Origin of the sequence: Bradyrhizobium rifense, assembly GCF_008123425.1 — a bacterium.
Lineage (GTDB): Bacteria > Pseudomonadota > Alphaproteobacteria > Rhizobiales > Xanthobacteraceae > Bradyrhizobium > Bradyrhizobium rifense.
Window position 1 is genome coordinate 118,466 of sequence record NZ_VSSS01000050.1, and the last position, 21,783, is coordinate 140,248.

General features: G+C 64.6%; 23 protein-coding genes. 9 read left to right on the plus strand and 14 right to left on the minus strand.

Annotated elements, in window-relative coordinates; genetic code table 11:
• Positions 1–25: 25 nt before the first annotated feature.
• Together FXB40_RS30375 and FXB40_RS30380 are read right to left on the minus strand one after the other, a co-directional pair.
• Positions 26–907 carry an NmrA family NAD(P)-binding protein gene (locus tag FXB40_RS30375; protein WP_148775789.1) on the minus strand — a complete coding sequence of 294 codons (882 nt, stop codon included), beginning with the start codon at positions 905–907 and terminating at the stop codon, positions 26–28.
• 206 nt (positions 908–1,113) lie between these two features.
• Positions 1,114–1,791 (minus strand): TetR/AcrR family transcriptional regulator, encoded by a 678-nt coding sequence (locus FXB40_RS30380; protein ID WP_148775790.1) that lies wholly within the window; start codon positions 1,789–1,791, stop codon positions 1,114–1,116.
• Between the two features lie 147 nt (positions 1,792–1,938).
• Between FXB40_RS30380 and FXB40_RS30385 the strand changes: the two genes are divergently transcribed.
• The 3 genes from FXB40_RS30385 (at position 1,939) to FXB40_RS30400 (ending at position 4,616) form a co-directional block, all read left to right on the plus strand.
• Entirely contained in the window at positions 1,939–2,832 is an 894-nt protein-coding gene (locus tag FXB40_RS30385; RefSeq protein ID WP_246208044.1) for a DUF3313 domain-containing protein, read from the plus strand.
• A 370-nt stretch (positions 2,833–3,202) separates the two neighbouring features.
• Positions 3,203–3,529 (plus strand): hypothetical protein, encoded by a 327-nt coding sequence (locus tag FXB40_RS30395; protein ID WP_246208046.1) that lies wholly within the window; start codon positions 3,203–3,205, stop codon positions 3,527–3,529.
• 145 nt (positions 3,530–3,674) lie between these two features.
• Positions 3,675–4,616: a LysM peptidoglycan-binding domain-containing protein gene (locus FXB40_RS30400; protein ID WP_148775792.1), complete on the plus strand. Its 942-nt coding sequence runs from the start codon at positions 3,675–3,677 to the stop codon at positions 4,614–4,616.
• Positions 4,617–4,795: 179 nt separating this feature from the next.
• On the opposite strand, the gene FXB40_RS30405 is transcribed toward FXB40_RS30400, so the two are convergent.
• Both FXB40_RS30405 and FXB40_RS30410 read right to left on the minus strand, forming a co-directional pair.
• Positions 4,796–5,869, minus strand: a complete 1,074-nt coding sequence (locus tag FXB40_RS30405; RefSeq protein WP_148775793.1) for a tartrate dehydrogenase — start codon at positions 5,867–5,869, stop codon at positions 4,796–4,798.
• 21 nt (positions 5,870–5,890) lie between these two features.
• Entirely contained in the window at positions 5,891–7,189 is a 1,299-nt protein-coding gene (locus FXB40_RS30410; RefSeq protein ID WP_148775794.1) for an MFS transporter, read from the minus strand.
• A gap of 147 nt (positions 7,190–7,336) precedes the next feature.
• On the opposite strand from FXB40_RS30410, the gene FXB40_RS30415 reads away from it, so the two are divergent.
• Together FXB40_RS30415 and FXB40_RS30420 are read left to right on the plus strand one after the other, a co-directional pair.
• Complete coding sequence (locus FXB40_RS30415) at positions 7,337–8,254, plus strand: LysR family transcriptional regulator (RefSeq protein ID WP_148775795.1); 918 nt, start codon at positions 7,337–7,339, stop codon at positions 8,252–8,254.
• A 38-nt stretch (positions 8,255–8,292) separates the two neighbouring features.
• Positions 8,293–9,117: an aspartate dehydrogenase gene (locus FXB40_RS30420; protein ID WP_148775796.1), complete on the plus strand. Its 825-nt coding sequence runs from the start codon at positions 8,293–8,295 to the stop codon at positions 9,115–9,117.
• A gap of 3 nt (positions 9,118–9,120) precedes the next feature.
• Here FXB40_RS30420 and FXB40_RS30425 read toward each other — a convergent pair whose 3' ends face one another.
• From FXB40_RS30425 to FXB40_RS30460, 9 genes are all read right to left on the minus strand, one after another.
• Positions 9,121–10,425, minus strand: coding sequence for a PQQ-dependent sugar dehydrogenase (locus FXB40_RS30425; protein ID WP_148775797.1), 1,305 nt, complete (start codon positions 10,423–10,425; stop codon positions 9,121–9,123).
• A 251-nt stretch (positions 10,426–10,676) separates the two neighbouring features.
• On the minus strand, positions 10,677–10,874 hold the full coding sequence (locus FXB40_RS30430) for a hypothetical protein (RefSeq protein WP_148775798.1): 198 nt from the start codon (positions 10,872–10,874) through the stop codon (positions 10,677–10,679).
• A gap of 67 nt (positions 10,875–10,941) precedes the next feature.
• Entirely contained in the window at positions 10,942–11,568 is a 627-nt protein-coding gene (locus FXB40_RS30435) for a methyltransferase family protein (RefSeq protein ID WP_148775799.1), read from the minus strand.
• A gap of 30 nt (positions 11,569–11,598) precedes the next feature.
• Entirely contained in the window at positions 11,599–12,630 is a 1,032-nt protein-coding gene (locus FXB40_RS30440; protein WP_148775800.1) for an NAD-dependent epimerase/dehydratase family protein, read from the minus strand.
• A gap of 32 nt (positions 12,631–12,662) precedes the next feature.
• Positions 12,663–13,181 carry an Mpo1 family 2-hydroxy fatty acid dioxygenase gene (locus FXB40_RS30445; protein WP_187437246.1) on the minus strand — a complete coding sequence of 173 codons (519 nt, stop codon included), beginning with the start codon at positions 13,179–13,181 and terminating at the stop codon, positions 12,663–12,665.
• Between the two features lie 172 nt (positions 13,182–13,353).
• Positions 13,354–14,022 (minus strand): OmpA family protein, encoded by a 669-nt coding sequence (locus FXB40_RS48220; protein WP_187437255.1) that lies wholly within the window; start codon positions 14,020–14,022, stop codon positions 13,354–13,356.
• Positions 14,022–14,438 (minus strand): hypothetical protein, encoded by a 417-nt coding sequence (locus FXB40_RS48225; protein WP_187437256.1) that lies wholly within the window; start codon positions 14,436–14,438, stop codon positions 14,022–14,024. Before FXB40_RS48225 ends, FXB40_RS48220 begins: the two co-directional genes overlap by 1 nt.
• 88 nt (positions 14,439–14,526) lie before the next feature.
• Positions 14,527–14,814 carry a type II toxin-antitoxin system HicB family antitoxin gene (locus FXB40_RS30455; protein WP_148775803.1) on the minus strand — a complete coding sequence of 96 codons (288 nt, stop codon included), beginning with the start codon at positions 14,812–14,814 and terminating at the stop codon, positions 14,527–14,529.
• Between the two features lie 7 nt (positions 14,815–14,821).
• Positions 14,822–17,422 carry an ATP-dependent helicase gene (locus FXB40_RS30460; protein WP_148775804.1) on the minus strand — a complete coding sequence of 867 codons (2,601 nt, stop codon included), beginning with the start codon at positions 17,420–17,422 and terminating at the stop codon, positions 14,822–14,824.
• A gap of 241 nt (positions 17,423–17,663) precedes the next feature.
• On the opposite strand from FXB40_RS30460, the gene FXB40_RS30465 reads away from it, so the two are divergent.
• Positions 17,664–17,834 carry a DUF1328 domain-containing protein gene (locus FXB40_RS30465; RefSeq protein WP_148775805.1) on the plus strand — a complete coding sequence of 57 codons (171 nt, stop codon included), beginning with the start codon at positions 17,664–17,666 and terminating at the stop codon, positions 17,832–17,834.
• A gap of 4 nt (positions 17,835–17,838) precedes the next feature.
• Here FXB40_RS30465 and FXB40_RS30470 read toward each other — a convergent pair whose 3' ends face one another.
• Complete coding sequence (locus tag FXB40_RS30470) at positions 17,839–18,345, minus strand: thioesterase family protein (protein WP_148775806.1); 507 nt, start codon at positions 18,343–18,345, stop codon at positions 17,839–17,841.
• Between the two features lie 87 nt (positions 18,346–18,432).
• Between FXB40_RS30470 and FXB40_RS30475 the strand changes: the two genes are divergently transcribed.
• The 3 genes from FXB40_RS30475 to FXB40_RS30485 all read left to right on the plus strand — a co-directional run bounded on the left by FXB40_RS30475 (position 18,433) and on the right by FXB40_RS30485 (position 21,779).
• Positions 18,433–19,857, plus strand: coding sequence for an FAD-binding oxidoreductase (locus tag FXB40_RS30475; protein WP_148775807.1), 1,425 nt, complete (start codon positions 18,433–18,435; stop codon positions 19,855–19,857).
• Between the two features lie 103 nt (positions 19,858–19,960).
• Complete coding sequence (locus FXB40_RS30480; protein WP_148775808.1) at positions 19,961–21,283, plus strand: Spy/CpxP family protein refolding chaperone; 1,323 nt, start codon at positions 19,961–19,963, stop codon at positions 21,281–21,283.
• 124 nt (positions 21,284–21,407) lie between these two features.
• Complete coding sequence (locus FXB40_RS30485) at positions 21,408–21,779, plus strand: hypothetical protein (protein WP_187437247.1); 372 nt, start codon at positions 21,408–21,410, stop codon at positions 21,777–21,779.
• Positions 21,780–21,783 lie beyond the last annotated feature (4 nt).

The window sequence follows — 21,783 nt, forward strand, 5'->3', positions numbered from 1 at the left end:
AACCTCAGGTTCGCTTCGATCGTGCTCAGGCAAACACGGCGCGGTTCTGCGCGATGAATTGTCGGACCGAGAGCGGCGGTGTTCCCGTGATCTTTTCGACGGCGTCGTTTGTGCCTGCGAAAATGCCGTCGCGATAATTCTGGGCGACTTCGACCAGGTGCTGCACCAGGAATGGAGGAAACTTGTAGAGTTTCTCCATCTTCTCCTTGAACACCGCGATCGAAGTCGGCGCGTATTCGATCTTGCTGCCGAGTACTTCGCTCATCTCAGCTGCGATCTCGGCGTGATTCATCTCCACCGGGCCGTGCAGCGGATAGATCTTGCCTTCGTGACCTTGCGGCTTGGCCAGGAGGTGGGCGATGACACGGCCCTGATCGTCGCTGGCGATCGGCGCGTGACGTCCGTTCTCAAACGGAAATTCGATCTTCTTCCTGGCCGAGATCTCCTTGCCGAAATGCGGGTAGACCAGCCAATCGGCAAAGAAGGTGGGACGCAGATGCGTGGTCGCGACACCCGACCAGTCGAATACCCGCTCCGAAACCCAGTGATCCTGCGCCGCATGGCTTGCCGATTCCCGGCGGGCCGAAATTTGCGACATGTTAACGATCGCGCTGACGCCGGCTTCCTTCGCGGCTTGGGCAAAATAGGCTGCTGCGCCGATGATGCCCGGCGCAATCGGATGAAGGAAATAGGCCGATTGGATGCCCTCCATGGCCGCGCGAATGGCATCGATATCGGTGAAATCGCCGATGGCGATGTCGACGCCGCGCTGCCTCAGTGCAGCCGCCCGCTCGCCGTCTGAGCGCACATAGGCGCGCACCTTCTTGTCCATCTTGAGCAGCTCGTCGACGGCGGCTCCTCCGGTTCGTCCAGTCGCGCCGCTGACCAGAATGGTTGCTCCGCTCATGACACCGCTCCTTTGTCTATATAGGAGCATGTGCTCCTATATGTGCGAAGATAGGCGCATATGCTCTTAAGTCAACGCCTTTCTGTTAGCCTCCGGAGTGGGGCCGTTCACATCGCCGTGTGGTCGCTACGCAGGTGCCGCCATGCGGCTTGCAGAGATGGCCGCCCGGGCCTGATGCGAAGGCGAGAGGTCGCAGGCGCGCCCTCTTATCGCTTCCTGACCAGCTTGAGCGGACCGCTGGTCCTTGGACTACGCGGCCTGCTCGTGGTGCTCTGCGCCTCGGGTGGCCTCAGGAAGCGGGCGAGCATCGTCCGGAGATGCTCGACGCTCTGCTTGATATCCAGCTTGGGATTGCGGATCGGCAACGCGCGGGATCCGTCGATGAGCGCGATGAGGATATTCGCCGTCGCATCCGGGTCCAGTCCCGCATCCACGCGACCCTGGGCCTGTGCCTGGCGCAGGAAGTCGCCCCACAGGCGACGGAACGCATCGGTGTGCCGTTCGATGATCCTGGCGAATTCCGGATTGCGGGCAGCCTCCGCGAGAGCATCCAGATTGAGGATCTGGGCTGGGCGAAACCGCAGACTGGTTTGCTCGATATCGGCGAGCAGCGCCTCGATCACGTCGTCGGCAGCGAGAATCCTTTCAAACCGCTCCGCCGAGCGGGCCAGACCCAGATCGATCATCGCCTCGATGATCGCCTCCTTGCTCGGAAAGTAGTGATAGAGGTGGCCGGGGCTGATGCCGGCCTCGGCGCAGATGTCCGTCGTGCTGGCGCCGCGGAAGCCGTCCCTGATGAAGCAGCGGATCGCCGCGCCGAGGATCTCCTTGCGCTTCTGCTCATGCTTGACGGGGTCGACTTTCCTCAAACCAGACATCTCCATTCACATTCGCCCCGTTTAGCACGACGATTTGCCACGAGAAAATCAAAATTAGAGAGTTCCATCTATTTATGTTGACGGATGTTGCGGGGCGTGAGAGTGATTATTAGAGCGATCTCTCTAATAAGCTGCCGGTGCGGGAGTGGAATGATGCGCTTGCCACGGACGGTCCTGATGAGTGTGGCGCTGGCGCTGGCGCTGGGTGGCTGCGCGACCGCGCCGCTCGAGCAGGCAGGCTCGCTCAGGAGCTACGACCGGATGTCGGACGCGAACGGGCTGGTGACGCGATCCAAGATCCGCGTGAACAAGAAGGACGTGCTGGCGGCGAAGACGATCCGGATCGCATCGACCGTCTTTCCAGCGCGCGCCGATGTCCCCTTGACCGAAAAGGAACGGCGTCTGGTCGCCAACGCGATCAGCCGCGAGCTGTGTCTGCGCCTGAGCGAGCGTTTCCGCATCGTGGCGGCCGATGACGATGCCGACCTCACGGTGCAGGCGACGGTGACGCATGCCGCACCGACCAGTCCGACCGCCTCCGGCGCATCGCAAGCCCTGTCGATAGCGAAGACTGTTGCGCTTCCCGGCGTGCCTGTGCCGGTGCCGAGGCTTCCGGTCGGGCTCGGCAGCCTGTCGGTCGAGGCGGAAGCGCGCGACTTCGCCGGATTTCAGAAGGCGGCGATGGTCTGGGCGCGCAGCGCCAACTCCATCACGAACTCTGCGCGGGTCGCCAACGAGGGCGATGCATACGATCTTGCCGCCGATTTCGGCGCCGACTTCGCCAAGCTGGTTACGACCGGAGACTCTCCGTTTGGTGGCATCCCTGCGCTGCCCCCGATCGAAAGCATTCCCGTGCGGTTCGGCGGCGCCCCCAAATACGTTGCGTGCGAGGCGTTCGGACGGTTTCCAGGCGTGACCGGCTTCGCGGGGGAGAAGCTCGGCCTGCCGCCAGGCTGGACGGATTCCGGTGCCAAGGAGAGTCCGGCCAACGGTCCGGCCGCGCCACCGGCGCACGAAGCGTCTCCGGAGCAGACGCTCACGCAATGACGAGGCTGCGCATCCAGCGACCTCCAAGCTCAACCTGTTTGTAACCGACCCGAGTCAACGACATGCCGACATCTGGAACACCTCGCCCGTCCCAACGCGCTTTGCGTCAAAGTGCAACGCGCGGCGATGTGCACGCGAGGAGCGTTCCCCTGTTCACGGCCGATGAGGCGTGGAGCCGAACCAGCGCGGATCGGCGCGCGGCCCTCGAGAAGGACGACCCGAACGCAATCCTCGAACCCGGCTTCTGGATAACGGCTCTGGTTGCGTTCCTGCCGACGGTCGCAGGCTGCCTCTATCTCTTCCTGACCCAGGGATGACACGCAGGTATCGAACGCGGCGCCGCGTATCCCCGCGTGCGTTGGCCGCTGTCTTGGCGCTATTGCTGGCGGGATGTGCGTCGAGCGCGAATCTGCCGCCTGCCTATCATCCTTCGCGTGCGCCGAGCGCCAAGGCGGTGCAGGAGGGCGTCAAGAAAGCGGCCACCGAGGCCAAGCTGACCGGAGGCCTCGAGATGTCAACCGTCCGTCACAGCGACCACGGGCCGGGATCGTATTTCGTCTGCCTGAGGCAGACAGGCCCATCGGCGGGCGGACGGCCTGCTTATTCGGTTTTCTTCGACAATGACGAGTACAAGGGAATCCAGAGTTCGGTATTGTCCGAGGCGTGCGAAGCCGAATCATTGGTTCCGCTCAAGTGAGGCCGGAATGTCGAATTGGTCAGAATGAGCGCCTCCGCTGATCGGCGCCACAGCCGCGGTTCCGTGCCCCAAAAACCACCCAATCAGGGGTCACTAAGCGCCGCGGTGGAGGCCTCTGCCTCCTGTGGCGGGACTGCAGGACTTGATGATTGATCCAAGGCGACTTGTGGTGTTGGCGGCGCTTGCGCTGCTCGCCTTGAATCCCGGTATGGTTGCAGCTTCGCCCGCCAAGCCGAAGCCGGCTGCGATCCCGACGGTCGCGCCGCCACCTCCGCCGGCCGAGCCGCTGCCGCCGCCGAAAATCTACCTGTTCCGCGGCGCCATGGGCCCATTCTTCTCGACCGGCATGGACCGGCTTAGCGAGAAGCTGACCAAGGCCGGCTTCTCCGCCGACGTCAACGAATTCACCATCTGCCGGTGGATCGGCGATCGCGCCATCTCAAGCTACAAGGAATCGCCGGCGCCAATCGTGCTGATCGGCCATTCCATGGGTGGGCTGTGCTCGGTCATCATCTCCGAGATGGCGGCCAAGGAGAACATCCCGATCAGCCTCGTCATCACGATCGATCCCGCGCATGCGACCGATGACGTGCCGCTCAATGTCGAGCGCTTCATCAACATCTTTCTCTCCGACAGCGTGCTCGGCGGCGGCAATGTGGTCGCGGTGCCGGGCTTCCGTGGCCATTATGCGAGCTACGATCTGAAGGAAAACAGCCGCGTCTCGCACATCAACATCGAGAAGTCGGATGACATTCACCGCCAGATCGTCGACATGGTGACGCAGTTGCCGCGTATCCAGGCGCAGAGCCAGGGCGACGCCGTGCCGCTGCGCTATCTGGTGCCCGGGGATACGCTGGTCGAATTGTGGGATAGCGGCGTGCGTTTGCCGGTGCGCCGCGGCGACACCATGGAGAGCATTGCAGCCGCCCATCGCGTGCCGCTTTGGACGCTCGCGCAGAGCAACTCGCTGCCCGAGAACGCGACGCTCACGCCGGGCCAGTCCATCATCGTCCCGCGGCATTTGACGCCGCCGGACGCCGCGGCCGCGATGGCGGTGCCGCCGTCTCCGCCGGCTGGGCGGAAGTAGGGGCTCTCTTCGCCTCTCCCCGCCAGCGGGGAGAGGCCGACGCGCGAAAGCGCGGCGGGTGAGGGGGACTCTCCGCGAGTCCGACTGTTACCGAATTTGAGGAGGCAGCCCCTCACCCCAACCCTCTCCCCGTAAGAACGGGGCGAGGGAGCAGACCATCATTGCCGTTGCCAAATCTACTACACGTTCGAGCTGTGGATCGCGTCGATCACGGCGTCCGTTACTTCCTTCGTCGTCGCCTTGCCGCCGACATCAGGCGTCAGCACGCGGGCTGCACACACTTTCTCCACCGCCGCCATCAGCCGCGCGGCGGCATCCTTCTCGCCGAGATGCTCGAGCATCTGCACGCCGGTCCAGAACGTCGCGACGGGGTTGGCAATGCCTTTGCCGGTGATGTCGAAGGCCGAGCCGTGGATCGGCTCGAACATCGAGGGGAAGCGGCGCTGCGGATCGATGTTGCCGGTCGGCGCCACGCCGAGGCTTCCGGCCAGCGCGCCGGCGAGATCGGAGAGGATGTCGGCGTGGAGGTTGGTCGCCACGATGGTGTCGAGGCTCTTCGGATGCAGCGTCATGCGCACCGTCATGGCGTCGACCAGCATCTTGTCCCAGGTCACGTCGGGGAATTCGGTCGCGACCTCAGCCGCGATCTCGTCCCACATCACCATGCCGTGGCGCTGCGCGTTCGACTTGGTCACGACCGTCAGGAACTTGCGCGGACGCGACTGCGCCAGTTGGAATGCATAGCGCATGATGCGGGTGACGCCGACGCGGGTGAAGACCGCGACTTCCGTGCCGACCTCTTCCGGCAAGCCCCTGTGGGCGCGGCCGCCCATGCCGGCATATTCGCCTTCCGAATTCTCGCGCACGATCACCCAGTCGAGATCGCCGACGCCGACATTGCGCAGCGGCGAGGCGACGCCGGGCAAAATCTTGGTCGGCCGCACATTGGCGTATTGGTCAAAGCCCTGGCAGATCGGCAGGCGCAGGCCCCACAGCGTGATGTGGTCGGGCACGTCGGGCGCGCCGACCGCGCCGAAATAGATGGCGTCGAACTTCTTCAGCTCAGCGAGGCCGTCGGCCGGCATCATCACGCCGTGCTTCTTGTAATAGTCCGAACCCCAGTCGAACGTCTTGATGGTGAAGGCGATGTCGCCGCTGCGTTTTGCAAGTGCCTCCAGCACGCGAACGCCCGCCGAGATGACCTCGGGGCCGATGCCGTCGGCGGGGATCGCTGCAATCGAATGGGTGCGCATGGGAGTGCTCCGTTTCAGATATCAATGAGTTTGCGTGACGGGTTCGACGCGTGCGGTCTGCGCGCGCGACAATAGCAGGGTGAGGACCGCGGAGAGAACGAGCAGGCCGCTGACGAAATACAGACCGCCGACAAAGCTGCCGGTCTGGTCCTTGATCCACCCGATCATGGCGGGACCGACGAAACCGCCGAGATTGCCGATCGAATTGATGGTGGCGATGCCGGCCGCGGCCGCAGGGCCGGAGAGGAATAGCGTCGGCATGCTCCAGAGCGGCGGCTTTGCGGAAGAGATACCGATATTGACGAGCGTCAGCGCTACGAGGACTGCGACGACGCCGGATGCCAGGCCGGCATAGGCAAGCCCGACCGCTGCGATCAGGCAGGCGAGCACGACGTGCCAGGTGCGCTCGCCGGTGCGATCCGAATGCCGTGCCCACAGCACCATGGCGACGACGGCGGCCGTGGCCGGCAGCGCATTGAGGAAGCCGACCTGGAGCGTAGACAGGCCGAACTGCTTGATGATCTGCGGCGCCCAGACGCCGAGTGTATAGAGGCCGGCCGAGGTGCCGAAATAGATCAGCGACAGCGCCAGCACGCGCGGATCGGCGAGCCCACGCCAGATGCTGTGGCTCGCGGTCGCGGCCTTGCTGGTGGTCTCTTCATTCATGGTCTCGACCAGCCAGCGGCGTTCGTCATCGGCGAGCCATTTCGCCTTCTCCGGGCGATCGGTCAGGAAGGCCAGCACGACGAAGCCGAGCAGCAGGGCCGGCAGCGCTTCCAGCACGAACAGCCATTGCCAGCCCTTGAAGCCGAATAGTCCGTCCATCTCCAGCAGCGCGCCGGAGACCGGCGAGCCCAGCACGGTCGAGAGTGGTGCTGCCGCCATGAACAATGCGGTCACCGCGGCGCGCTGGCGTGCCGGGAACCAGTAGGAGAGATAGAGGATGATGCCGGGAAAGAAGCCGGCCTCGGCGACACCAAGCAGGAAGCGCAGGATGTAGAAGCTGGTCGCACCTTGCACGAACGCCATCGCCGCCGAGACCATGCCCCAGGTGATCATCACCCGCGCGATCCAGATCCGCGCGCCGACCTTGTGCAGAATGATGTTGGAGGGCACCTCGAACAGAAAGTAGCCCCAGAAGAAGATGCCGGCGCCAAAACCGTAGACGGTCGGCGACAGGCCGATGTCCTTGTTCATCGTCAGCGAAGCGAAGCCGATATTGACGCGGTCGATGAAGGCCACGAAGTACAGCAGCATGATGAAGGGAACGATGCGCCAGGTGATCTTGCGCAGCACACGCGTCTGAATCTCGCTCGCCACTCTCGCCTCCCTCAAGTTCCGGTTTTGCAAGTTCCGGCTTTGGTTATGTGGCAGCTAGCCTAGGCGTGGGCGGCAGATGGACTCAATTGGCGCTGGTTTATACAAAAAAATGATATAATCCTCTTGGGCGAGACGAGAGGATCCGGGATGGAATTGCATCAGCTCCGATGCTTCGTGGCGGCGGCCGAGCAGTTGCATTTTGGTCGCGCCGCGCAGCATCTCCAGATGCTGCCATCCGCGCTCGGGCGCCAGATCAGGCTCTTGGAAGAGGATCTGGGAACGCGGCTGTTCGCGCGCACGACCCGCGCCGTCTCGCTCACCGAGGACGGCACGACGCTGCTGCGCGACGCCCGCGCTATCCTCGCCCGGGTCGAGGCCGTGGAGAGCAATCTGCGCAACCGCTCGCGCGCGGGCGCTGCGCGGCGGTTGCGGGTCGGTGCCATCGACAGCGCCGCGGCGGGGTTGCTGCCGCCTCTGCTGCGCGACTTCCGCGCCGGACATCCCGAGGTCGCGGTGCAGCTCCTCGAGGACAAGACCGTCCGGCTGTTGCCGAAGATCCTGACCGGCGCGCTCGATCTGGCCTTTGTCCGTCCGCCCGACCGGGCGGACAAGCGGTTGGAATTCCGTCCCCTGCTTCAGGAGACCGCAATCGTAGCCTTTCCGCAGCGCCACGCGCTCGCCGGGCGCAAGTCGATCACGCTGGCTGACATCGCCGACGAGCCGATGCTGGTGCCGGACCGCCGCTCGCGGCCGCATAGCCACGACCTCACGATAAAGCTGTTCGAGCAGGCCGGCTTGACGCCGCGCATCGTGCAGGTCGCCGACGAGAAGCAGACCATCATCCATCTGGTGGCAACGAAGCTTGGCGTTGCGATCGTGCCGCGCTGGACCACGCGGATGGCGGTGACGGGGGTGCGCTTCGTGCCGCTCCGTCCGAAGCAGAACGGCCCTGTCGGCCGGCTGCCGCTGGCAGCGGCCTGGTTGCGCGGCTCGCGCGATCCGGCCCGCGATGCGATGCTGGCGGTGCTGGAGGCGCGCCTGCGCAGCTATGCGCGGGAAGCGTGAGCGGCTATGACTTGGGCTTGGCGAGAAGGTAGATTGCGATGACTGAACAGAAAGCTTCGAACGAATTGCGGGTGGCCATTGCGGGGTTGGGCTCCATCGGCAGCAAGATTGCGACCGCGCTTGATCAGGGCATCGAGGGTCTGGCGTTGTCCGCCGTGGCCGTACGCGATCCCGCGAAACACCAGAGCTTCCTGACCAGCCTGCGCCGCCCGCCGAAAGTTTTGCCGATCGACCAGCTCGGCGACGCCGCCGATATCGTGGTCGAATGCGCCCCGAGCAGCCAGCTGCGCGCGATCGTCGAACCCGCGGTGAAGCGCGGCAGATCCGCGGTCGTCGTCAGCGTCGGCGGTCTGCTCGACAATTACGATCTGATCGATCTCGCGCGCGCCAATGGTGGTCGCATCCTTGTGCCGACCGGCGCGCTGATCGGGCTCGATGCGGTCAACGCGGCTGCGGTCGGCACCATTCATTCGGTGAAGATGGTCACGCGCAAGCCGATCGACGGGCTGAAGGGCGCGCCGTTCATCGTTCAGAACAACATCGACATCGACAATCTGCGCGAGCCGCTCAAGTTGTTCGAGGGCAGCGCGCGCGATGCGGCGAAAGGCTTTCCGGCGAACGTCAATGTCGCCGTTGCGCTGTCGCTGGCGGGCATCGGGCCCGATCGCACCCAGATGCAGGTTTGGGCCGACCCCACCGTGACGCGCAATGTTCATCGCATCGAGGTCGAGGCGGATTCGGCGCGGTTCTCGATGGGTATCGAGAACATCCCGTCCGAAAACCCCAAGACCGGGATGATCACCGCGCTGTCCGTGATCGCGCTGCTGCGCAAGCAGCGCGCCACGCTTTGCGTTGGAACGTGATTTTTACGCGCCGGTGACGCGCCAGATCACGTTGCCGACGTCGTCGGCCATCAGCAGCGACTTCTTGTCCGGGCCGATCACGACACCAACCGGGCGGCCGTAGGATTCCTTCTCGTCCGGGGACAGGAAGCCCGACAGGATGTCGCGACCGGGGCCGGAGGGCTTTCCGTTCTCGAACGGGATGAACACCAGTTTATAACCGGACAGCGTGCTGCGATTCCACGAGCCGTGCTGGCCGATCACCATGCCATCAGGGAAACCAGGCAGGGTGCCGGCAGGCATCCAGCACAGGCCGAGCGAAGCGGTGTGGCCACCGAGCGCGTAGTCGGGTTGAAGCGCCTTGGCGACCATCGCGGCATCCTGCGGCACGCGGTCGTCCACCGTCTTGCCCCAGTAGCAATAGGGCCAGCCGTAGAAGCCGCCGTCGCGCACCGAGGTCAGATAGTCCGGCGGCGTCTCGTCGCCGAGACCGTCGCGCTCGTTGACGACAGTCCAGAGCACACTCGTAGTTGGCTCCCAGGCCAGGCCCACGGGATTGCGCAGGCCTGCACCAAAAATGCGATGCGTGCCGGCGGCGAGGTCGAGCTCATAAACCGCGGCGCGGCCTTCCTCGACCTCCATGCCCATCTCGGCGATGTTGCTGAGCGAGCCGACGCCGGCATAGAGCTTCTTGCCGTCGGGGCTGGCGAGCAGGCTGCGCGTCCAGTGGCCGCTCGGCTTGAAGGTGGTGAGCCGCTTGCCCGGCGCAGTGATGCGATCGGCGTTGGCGACGTAAGGAAAGGCCATCACGCCGTCGGTGTTGCCGACATAGAAGGTCTCGCCGACCAACGCCATGCCGAACGGCTGGCTGAGGTTCTCCATGAAGGCGCCGCGGACTTCCGCGACACCGTCGCCGTCCTTGTCGCGAAGCAGCGTGATGCGGTTGGCGGACTCGCCGAGCGCCGCGGCGCGCCGCATCGTCGCCTGCATGGCATAGTGAAACACCGACCTGGGGGCGCCCGCGATCTGCGTTGATTCCGCGATCAGCACGTCACCATTGGGCAGCACCTCGATCCAGCGCGGATGGTCGAGGCCGGTCGCGAATGCGTTGACCTTCAGCCCGGGGGCGGCCGTCGGCTTCTGTCCCTCGCTCCAGCCGCGGGCCGTCGGCATCTTCAGCGTCGGCAGCGCGCCTTGCGGCTTCGCTTCGGGAATCGACGGCGCCTGACCCCAGGCCGGCGCGGGTGTGGTGCCCGACAGCTTTCGCCATTGCAGCGCGATGCCGCCCACGAACGCGACGAACTGCGCAAAGATGCTGGAAAATGTCATGAAAATCCCCTGTCGAATCCTGCGGCACTGTCCAACGACGGATCGTCCAAAGCCCCGCGCGGGCCCAAGACCTAGTTCCTGCCGGATCGTCGACCTCTCCAGATCCACGATCAAACGTCGTCGTGCCGTTTTGCGCGCGCATCCAACTGGGTGGCGGTCAAAAGGTCAACCGGGCCGGAACCCCGCGGAGGTCTATTCCCGTGGAATGGCTGCCGATCGAATTTGCATGGGGGAGAGGATCAGCGGCCGACCTAGCGCTCCAGCCGTCGCGCGCTGCGAAAATCGTCGAGGTGATGGACGTTCGGCGCGAGCGCGGCCTCCTTGGAGAGGAGATGATAGACGCGCGCGACCGTGCGCTGCTTCAGTTTCGGCCGCCCGGGCGGCAGCGCCCGCGCCTTGCGGACAGCCGCAATCGCGTGCGCGCGAAAATAATCGTAAGCGTCCGACATGGCTCGATGCTCTGCGGTCGTTGCATGCGTCGAGGAGTAACTGGCTTGGGGAAGGGCGGTTCCGCCCTTACCGCGGCGACAGGAACGGGATGATCATCGGGACCCGGCGGCAATAGGCGCCGTAGGCATCTTCGCCGAGCTCCTTCGACAAAAACACCTCTTCCATCCGGCCCTTCTGCCACATGCCGAGCGAGATCAGGATCGCGCCGAGGATCGTTGTCACTGTGCCGATCGCAATGCCGGTGACGAGCATGCCGAAGATCAACCCGGTGTAGATCGGGTGACGCACGATGCCGTACGGGCCGGTGTCGATGACGCGGTGGTCTTCCTTGTGGGTGATGGTGTTGGACCAAAACTTTCCAAGATGCAGTCGCCCCCACCAGGCGAAGGCGATGCCGGCGACCGAGAGAACCGCGGCAATGGAGATGCCGATGTTGCCGAGCACCCAGAGCGGCTTCCAGCCCATGACTTCCGCAATCCATGGCGTGTACAAGATGCCGCCGACCAGGATCGGCAGACGATAGCGCTGCGACTCCAGCGTCATGACCTGCTTCTTGGTCCGCCCCTGCCAGAACGAGGCGCCCACCCAGCTGGCGAGAAAGGCGAGCCAGATCAGGGCCAGGAGTTCGGTCGGCCAGGTCGTGGTCCAGCCGCCCCAGGCGACAGAGAGAAGCTTGCTGAAATCAAAGGACATGCGGAAAGGTTCTTTGCTTTGGGGAGCAGATCAGCTTGCGCGCGACGACAGCGCGTGATGCTCGATGGCATTGGACGCGGCCTGGCCGCCGCGGGCGAGCAGATGGGTGATGGTTTCGCGCAGCACCGGCTCGATCGGGCGCGGCGCATAGCCGAGCTCGTCACGGGCCTTGCCGATTGAAAGGTCGCTCGCGGCAAGCGCGATGCGCACGCCCTCGGCGGTGCCGTTAGGCGGACGGTGTGTGATGCGATCAGAGATCGATTCCAGCATGATGGCGGAGAGCTCGGCGATCTTGCCGGGAACGACGACCGGATATTGCCGCCGTCCGCTCATCGCCGACATCATCCGCAGGATCTGGCCGAGCCGCACGCAATCGCCGCCGAGGATGTAGCGCTGGCCGATGCGGCCGCGTTCCATCGTCAGCACCAGGCCCATCGCGACGTCACGGACGTCGACGAGATTGACCAGGAAGTCGAGATGCGGCTGCACCTTCTTCTGCAGGAAGTACCACAGCATCGCGGTGGGCGGCGTCAGATTGTGGTCGGCGGGGCCGATCGGCATGGTCGGCGTGCCGATCACGAGCGGGAAGCCACTGGCTGCGGCCTTCGCGGCGTGGTGCTCGGCGAGCGACTTCGACCGCGTGTAGGCGCCGGGCATCGCGTCGGCCGGCTGCAGCGCCTCCTCGGCGGCAACGCCGTTGAGGTTTGCATAAGGAAACAGGATCGATTCCGTCGAGCAGTGCAGGAAGCGCGACACACCGCGCTTCATCGCAGCCGCAAGCACCACCTCGGTGCCGCGGAAATTGACGTCGTGGAAGTCCCGCTTGTTGGCGACCCACATGCCGGGCAGGCCGGCGAGGTGATAGACCTGATCGACCCCGGACAGCGCAGCATCGACCGCGGCATCGTCCAGCACCGAGCCGTGCACATATTCAACGTCCGCGTTCGCGGCGGCCGGCGGCCGCACATCAAGAACACGTACCCGCTGCCCACGGGCGCGGAGCGCTTCGACAAGATGCTGTCCGATGAAACCACTGCCACCGGTAACCAGTACGAGAGTCATGAAGTAGATTTTGCTGTTCCGCTTCGAGAAAGCTATCGGGTTGAAAGGGAGTTGGTCGGAAGAGGCGCGAGAATCGCGGCGAGGTCGCGACGAAAACCCAGTGCAATATAAAATTTTGCCATGACGAACATCGGTCCAAGCAGAAAATGCGTGGGGTGGTCGACCATCGATGGCTGCCGCTCCTCAAACACCCTGTGGCCGACGATCTGCGATGCGACGCCGAGCACGATCAGCACCGCAAAAATCGACCACATCATGGCAAATGAGACCTGATTGCCGATCGCGGTTGCGACCGAAAGCAGCACGATCATCGACACGAGGATGCCGAGCCCGACCCCGGCGTCCAGCATCAGCCAGTATGCCAGCACGGGCAGGGCCAAAATCACCGCCAGGCTGACCTCGACCCCGAACACGGAGAAATGGACCAGCGTCAGCGGCAGCGTCGCGCCGGTGAAGAGCAGGAGAATGCCGACCACATGCATCGCGCAATTCCAGGGATCGCGATGGTATTCGACATAATCGGCCAGTTGGCGTTGAAAATAGCCAGCCATCTCGGTCTCGTGCGGCACGGGGTCGGGGAAGGGCGAAAACAGCCTATAGCACCGGACAGGGCAGTGCACAAACCGGCGCTATTGTCGCGCAGGACCATGCTGTCGCGCTGTGAGACAGGTCACAAAACAGTCAGAAGTTCAACGGGTTCCGCGCGGTGCGCGGCGCATGCGCTCAATGCTTCTTGGCGGGCTTTTTCGCCGCAGGCGCAGGGGCTGCTGCGGGATGCGCAGGCGCTTCATCGGGCACTTTGGCAAAGGTCAGGATTTGCAACTGGCCGTTGACGGCCGAGGTCGGCTTGGCGCGGTCGAGGAACTGCTCCTCGCCGAGGCCGATCGGCTGCAGCCGCTTGGTCGAAATCTTGAACGTGTTCACCAGCACGTCACGGATCGCGTCCGCCCGGCGCTGGCTCAGGATCGCGTTGGCTTCCCGCGTTTTCTGATTGGACTCGACATGGCCGACGATCAGGAACGTGTAGGGCAGCAGCGAGGCGTGAACCATTGCGTCGGCGATCCGGCCGACGGTCTGGTAGGAGTCCGGCTGGATGATCGGCGTGTCGGCGTCGAACTGGATCTGGGCGTTGAAGGCGGGCAGCTTGGCCAGATCAGGCACGATCAGCGGCCGGTTCACCGGACCCGGATCGTTCTTGATCCTGGCCTTGGCCCGTTCCATCACCTGCTGCTTCAGCGCGGGCAGGTCGACCTCGGGGGCCTCCTCGAAATGATTGAGCTTGCCGACGATGTCGTCGCGGGTCGGCGCCGTCTGCGCGCCGGCCGCGCCCGCGAGCAGAGCGAGGCCCAATGCGAAACCGATTTCGGCGGCGACATGCCCGGTTGCGCGCATCATCGATACCCCGCGTCGTCGACGGCCTTCAGGCAGTTGTTGCTGATGCCTTTGGGCGTCGAGACCAGGCAGGGGATCGACTTGCTGGTCTCCTTGGTCGAGCCGCCGCAGACCTTGACGATCTCGCGCTGACAGGCGTTCGCGACCGTGACGCGGGCGGCGACGCGCTTCTGGATGGCGTCGAACACGGTGAGGTAGTCGCTCTGGCACTGCTGGGAGAGCACGTCCCGGTTGCGGGACAGGCACTCCTTCAGGCGGGTGGAATCTGGATTGACGCCGCGGCAATTGGCGACGATTTCCGCACCGCAACTTTTCGCCAGCAGCCCGATCGAATCGCCAAAGCTCATGGTCTCCGCCATCGCGAGCGACGGCATCCCCAATGCAAGCACGACGAATGTGACGAAGCCCCGGACCATGGTTGCATCTGATACGGGGAAGTTCGCGGTGGTCAAGGGCTGTTCGGGCGAGATCTGCCGAGAGTCCGGCCAGTGCGGCGAACAGTCCTCACTCCGCGGCGTCGGCGGGGGGAGGAAACTCGATCAGGACGGTCGTGTGGTTCCTGATGTCGTCGGCAAATTCGGGATCGGCCTTGAGCTCGTCCAGGGTCCGCGGCGGGGGAAGCTCGCGTCCGTCCTCGGTCAGCTCCTGCGCATAGAACGCGATCGCCTCGGACGCACTCTCCATGGCCTCCTCGACGTCGTCGCCGCCGGAGATGCAGCCGGGCAGGTCCGGAAACCACATGCTAACGTCGTCCTCGCCTGCGTCTTCGATGATGGCAACGTAGTGAGGCATGTCGGCCTCACGCCCGCTGCACAAAGCTGTCCACGACCTTCTTCTCGCCGGCCTTGTCGAAGGCGATGGTGAGCTTGTTACCGTCGATCTTGGTGACGCGGCCGTAGCCGAATTTCTGGTGGAAGACGCGGTCGGAGAGCGAAAACTCGGATGTCGTGCCGGTCGATTTGGCGACCAACTCGCCTTCGATCGTCATCGGCCCGCGGCGGCGCGATGAGAAGCTGCCGAAATCGGGTCCGGATGACGAAGTGGACGAGAAATTCGAGGCCTCTTCCTCGAAGCCGCCACGCCCACCGCCGCCATTGCGGCCTTGTCCATTCGCTTGGCCCCGGTTGCGGTTGGCCTGGGCGCGCTGCCAGCCGGGCGTCGAATAGGTCGAGCCGAACGCCTCCATGTCGTCGAAGCGCGAGGCGCCGTAGCCGCCGGTGCCGCCCCAGGCCGAGCCGCCCTTGGATTCCGTGATCTCGACATTGGCCGCCGGCAATTCGTCGAGGAAGCGCGACGGGATTGTGGTCGACCAGGTGCCATGGATCCGGCGGTTGGTCGCGAAATAGATTTTCGCGCGCCGCCTCGCGCGCGTGAGGCCGACATGGCCGAGCCGGCGCTCTTCCTCGAGCCCGGCGCGGCCCTGCTCGTCCAGCGTGCGTTGGCTCGGGAACAGGCCTTCCTCCCAGCCGGGCAGGAACACGTTGTCGAATTCGAGACCCTTGGCAGAGTGCAGGGTCATCAGCGACACCGCGTCTTCGTCGGCGCCGCTGTCGCGGTCCATCACCAGGGAGATGTGCTCCAAAAACCCTTGCAGGTTCTCGAACTCCTCCATCGAGCGCACCAGCTCTTTCAAATTCTCCAGCCGGCCCGCGGCATCCGCCGAACGGTCCTTCTGCCACATCTCGGTATAGCCGCTCTCGTCGAGCACGATCTGGGCGAGGTCCGTGTGCGCAGTGACCTCGCGCTGGGCGCGCCAGCGGTCGAACTGGGTGACGACGTCGCGCAAGGACCCGCGCGCCTTCGGCTTCAGCTCGTCGGTCTCGACCACGGCACGCGCCGCCTCGAACAGCGGGATGCGGCGCTTGCGGGCGTGGTCGTGCAGCATCTGCACGGTGGCATCGCCAAGCCCGCGCTTGGGCACGTTGACGATGCGCTCGAAGGCGAGGTCGTCGGCCGGCGAGTTGATGACGCGCAGATAAGCCAGCGCATCGCGGATTTCGGCGCGCTCGTAGAAACGCGGACCGCCGATGACGCGATAGGGCAGGCCGAGCGTGACGAAACGGTCTTCGAACTCGCGCATCTGGTACGAGGCGCGCACGAGAATGGCGACCTCGTTGAGCTTCTCGCCCTGGCGCTGGATCTGCTCGATCTCCTCGCCGATGCCGCGGGCTTCCTCTTCCGAATCCCACGAGCCCGTCACCGTGACCTTCTCGCCGTCCTGGTCCTCGGTGCGCAGCGTCTTGCCGAGCCGGCCTTCGTTATGCGCGATCAGGTGCGAGGCGGCGGCGAGGATGTGACCGGTCGAACGGTAGTTGCGCTCGAGGCGGATGACTTTTGCGCCGGGAAAATCGTGGTCGAAGCGCAGGATGTTGTCGACCTCGGCGCCGCGCCAGCCATAGATCGACTGATCGTCGTCGCCGACGCAGCAGATGTTTTTGGTGGGGCCCGCCGAAGCAGCTGCAATCGCCGCGCGCTCCGTCATTTCGGGACGATGTGTATTGTCGGATTCACTTGGAGAATCGGGGTTCGAGTCTTCGACGCGCTCTGGAATGGCGGCTTGTGCGGCAGGTTTCGACGGCGCCTGCGACAGCAGCCGCAGCCAGAGATACTGCGCAACGTTGGTGTCCTGGTATTCGTCGACCAAGATGAACTTGAAGCGCTGCTGGTACTGCCGGAGAATATCCGGGTGCTCGCGGAAGATGCGGATGTCTTCGAGCAGCAGGTCGCCGAAATCGGCGGCGTTCAGGATCTTCAGCCGCTCCTGGTAGCTCGCATAGAGCTTGCCGCCCTTGCCGTTGGCGAAGACGGCGGCTTCGCCCGGCGGCACCTGCGACGGCGTCAGGCCGCGATTCTTCCAACCGTCGATCAGCCCGGCCAGCATGCGCGCCGGCCAGCGCTTGTCGTCGATGTTGTCGGCTTGCAGAAGCTGCTTCAGCAGCCGCACCTGGTCGTCGGTATCGAGCACGGTGAAATTCGACTTGAGCTGCGCCAGCTCTGCATGGGTCCGCAAAATGCGGCCGCCGATGGAGTGGAAGGTGCCGAGCCACGGCATGCCCTCGACGGCCTGGCCCAGCATCTGGCCGAGCCGGTGCTTCATCTCGCGTGCGGCCTTGTTGGTGAAGGTCACCGACAGGATCTCGGCGGGGCGGGCGCGGCCCTGGCTCAGGATATGGGCGATGCGGGTGGTCAGCACGCGGGTCTTCCCGGTGCCGGCGCCGGCCAGCACCAGAACCGGGCCGTCCAGCGTCTCCACGGCGTCGCGCTGCTCGGGATTGAGCCCGGTCAGATATTTCGGACCCACGGAGGCGCGCGCGCGCGCGGCGATGCCGCCGGCCGCGGGCTGGTGGTCGGGGACGTTCTGGGAGGAGTTGATCTTGCTCGGCTCGGTCATGCGAATCATTGGCCCCACGATGGCACCGCGGGGTGGTGGAAGGGAGCCTTCATAACAGGGATTGCTGCCTATATGGGGCGGCCGGGACGGGTTTTCCACGTGCGCGGCGGGCTGATTTTGTTCCTGCGTGAAGGGCGAATTTCTAGCTCCGGCGGGCCGGAACCAATGTTCCGAGCTGGAGATTGTTTCTGCAAGTGAGGCGCGCCAGCCGCGCCGATCGCAGACAGACATCAAAACAGAGGTTAAGGCCATGCTGAGCTGGGTTGTGACATTTCTGGTTATCGCACTGATCGCTGCCATCTTGGGCTTCGGCGGCCTCGCCGGCGCGTCGATCGAAATCGCCAAGATCATCTTCTTCGTCGCGATCGTCCTGTTCCTAGTCTCGGCCGTGGTCGGCCTGGCCCGCGGCCGCAGGATCTAGCCACTTACCGCTTCGAGGGCATCGCCACGCTTCGACCGATGCCCTCGGGCCGGCCCAAGGCGCTGTGGGTCTTGGCGACCCCTGCGATGCGCTGCTGGATATCGGACGGAAACGGTGCAACGCGCCGCGCGTTCATGTCCATGTGCAGCGACATGTTCTCCGAAGAGGCCGACAGCCAGCCTTCGGTCGCGTGCCGCAGCTCTTCGAATGTGTGCAACCGCTTGTCGTCGGCCTCCAGCAGCCACACCAAAATCTGCACGGGATCGCAAAGGTGGATCTCACGCAAATACCGCACATGGCATTCGGCCGTGAAGGTCGAGCCGTGGCGTTCCTTCTTGTAAGTGGGACCGATGCCGAGTTCGAGCCAGAACTCGTCGATCGCCCGGTCGAACATCACGTTGTAATAGGCCATGTTGAGATGGCCGTTGTAGTCGATCCATTGCGGCTCGATCTGCATGATCGAGGAGCGGAACGGCTCAGGCGTAGGGGCGGTGGCGGCACTCTCCGGCATGACTCAGTCCCTGGCTATGCGTCCGGTCGCTTGACTTGACCGGTGAGATGTCCTTTGCCACGGTTTCCTGTGTCGGGAGGACTATCCGTGGGTACGACCATCACCAATAATCCGCCGCGGCCGGCGCCGAAAGCCCTCGCCAGCGCGCTGGAGCAGCTTGCGGCACGCTTCGGCAACCGCCTCATCACCTCGCAGGCCGTCCGCGAGCAGCACGGCCATACCACGACATGGATCGTCAACCAGCCGCCGGATGGCGTGGTGATGGCGCAGGAGACCGCCGACATCCAGGACGTGGTACGGATCTGCGCCAAAAATGGCGTGCCCGTCATTCCCTTCGGCACCGGCACCTCGCTCGAGGGCCAGGTCAACGCGCCCGCCGGCGGCATCTCGATCGATTTGCGGGACATGAACAAGGTGCTCGCGGTGCATGCCGAGGACCTCGACTGCGTGATCCAGCCCGGCGTCACCCGCAAGGCGCTCAACGAACATCTGCGCGACCAGGGCTTGTTCTTCCCGATCGATCCCGGCGCAGATGCCTCGCTCGGCGGCATGGCCTCGACGCGCGCCTCCGGCACCAACGCGGTGCGCTACGGCACCATGCGCGACAGCGTGCTGGCGCTGAAAGTCGTGCGCGGCGACGGTGAGATCATCACCACAGGTACGCGCGCGAAAAAATCATCCGCCGGCTACGACCTGACGCATCTGTTCGTCGGCGCCGAAGGTACGCTCGGCATCATCTCGGAGCTGACCATTCGGCTCCGCGGCATTCCCGAGACGATCGCGGCGGCGGCGGTGTCGTTCGAGACCGTGCATGGGGCGTGTCAGGCCGTGATCCTGGCGATCCAGACCGGCATTCCCGTGGCGCGCATCGAGTTGCTCAACGCCGCGCAGGTGAAGGCCTGCAATTCCTATTCGAAGCTGACGTTGCCGGAGACGCCGCTGCTGCTGATGGAATTCCACGGCAGCGAGATCGAAGTCGATGCGCAGTCGAAGGCGTTCGGCGAGATCGCTAAGGATTGCGGCGGCGGCGATTTCTCCTGGACCACCAAGCCGGAGGACCGCACAAAACTGTGGCAGGCGCGGCACGACGCCTATTGGTCCGTCAAGGCGCTGCGGCCCGGCGACAGCATCGGCGTGGTCGCAACCGACGTCTGCGTGCCGATCTCGCGGCTTGCAGATTGCGTCAGCGAGACCGAGGAAGACCTCAAGCGACTCAACCTGTTGTCGCCGATCGTCGGCCATGTCGGCGACGGCAATTTCCACTGCTCGCTGGTGTGTGACACCAACGATGCTGCGGAGATGGCGCGTGGTGAGGAGTTCATGCATCGCCTCGTCGAGCGCGCGCAGGCGATGGACGGAACCTGCACCGGCGAGCACGGCATCGGCCAGGGCAAGCAGAAATATCTCAAGGCGGAACTCGGCCCTGAAGCAATCGATGCGATGCGTGCGCTGAAAAAGGCACTCGATCCGCAAAACATCTTCAACCCCGGCAAGATCGTGCCGGAGGCGTAGCGCGCGCAGCTGCGTCGCGGTCGCGGAACTTTCCGCAGCTAGTCCGGTTCCAATTCCCGTAGGCTTCCGATGCCTCAATGGCGCGGCTCTGCGGGAGGATGCGATGTTGCGACCGGTCATTGGAATTGCCGTGATGGCGCTGGCCTGCATGCTGGCAGGCACGGCTCTGGGGAAGGGCGGCGGCGGACATGGCGGTGGGCACGGAGGCGGTCATGGCGGTGGCCATGGCGGTGGGCATGGTGGTGGCCATCATGGTGGCGGCCATTTTGGCGGTCATGGCTTCGGGCACGGACATGGCGGCGGGCACCATGGCGGAATGCGGTTTGCAACCGGAGCTCGACATGGTGGTCCGAACTTCGGTCAGATCCGCAATGCTGGCGTCCGTCCTGCGAATTTCCGCAATGCCCTCAACGCGCACTCCAGCGCGTTCCGCAACGGCCGGCTGATCAGCAATCCGGCGGCGCGAGCCCAGATCGCAGCCGCGGCCGCACTTGCCGGCTGGCATGGCGCAAGCAGCGGATGGTGGCAACATGCGGGGGGCGGCTATGGCTGGGTCGGACCGTTGTTCTGGCCGTTCGCCTATAACGACCTCTACGACTACACGATCTGGGGCGACGGTCTCGGCTTCTGGGGCTACGGCTACCCGGACATCTATGCCGGCATCTTCGGGCCCTATGGCTATGACGGTCTCTCGGCCTATCTGCCGCAACGACCGCAGGGACGGCGGCAACCGCGGGGCGTTGCGCTCGATCAGCTTTGCGGCAGCGATCGACGCGAAATCGTCGGACTGCCGATCGACCAGATCGCAGCCGCAGTGCAGCCGACGGACGCGCAAGGCGCAAGCCTCGACGAACTCGGCAATGCCTCGATCCAGGCGGCGGACATGATCCGTGCGTCCTGTCCGGCGCAGGTCGCGGCGACCGCGCCCGGTCGGCTGATGGCGATGCAGCAGCGTGTCGAAGCGATGGAAAAGGCCGTCGATCTCGTTCAGCCTGCCCTGGACAAGTTCTATGGCTCGCTCACCGACGAGCAGAAGGCGCGCTTCAATGCGCTGGCCGAAGATCAGCGTCGTGCGACGGCGTCCAACAACAGCAATGGATCGCTGGTCCAGAATTGCGGAGCGTCTGCCGCGCTCGATTGGCCCGGCGCCGAGATCGAAGCGAGGCTTCATCCCAACGACACCCAGCGCGCCGCGCTACAGGTGCTCCAGGATACCAGCACCAAGGTCAGCGCATCGCTCAAGGCGGCCTGCCAGCCCAACGACGTCATGACGCCGCCGGCGCGAATGGCCGCGGTCCGCAAGCGGCTCGACGTAATGCTCGACGGCGTCAAGTCGGTTCGCGCGGCGCTGGAGGATTTCTACGCCACGCTGAATGACGAGCAGAAGGCGCAGTTCGAGGCGATCGGACCACGTCGGACATCCTGAGCGTGTCGCGAGCCACGGAATTGTGGCGGAAAAAACCGCCTCGCCGATCTCGCTACGGTTCTCTATGCTGGGTGGAGCTGAAGCACGGCAATACGGTGGCGGGAAGACCACGGGTGGCGGGGTGATGAAGTGGTTCGCAAGGAAGACGCCGGGGGACGTCTGGGACGAGGTGATCCAGGGGCCGCTCGGCGACATCGAAGCCGCTGCCTGCATCCGCACCATCTGTGAGGCTGCGACCGCGAGCGCAGCGACGGTCGGAGGTTCGGCGCGCAACGACATGCGCGAGAGCGAACGCTATGAAGGTGCGGCGCGCGCCGCGATGGAAATCGCGATGAAGATCTCCGACGATCTGATGCGCGACGACGCGGTCCGCCGCATCGTCGATCTCTGCATGAAGGCCAATGACGTCAAAACCGCGCAGATTTTGTCGCGCGCGATCCAGGCAAGCTGGATCCGCGAGACGGTGCAGCGTGACTATCCTGTGCTGTTGCAGTGAGCGC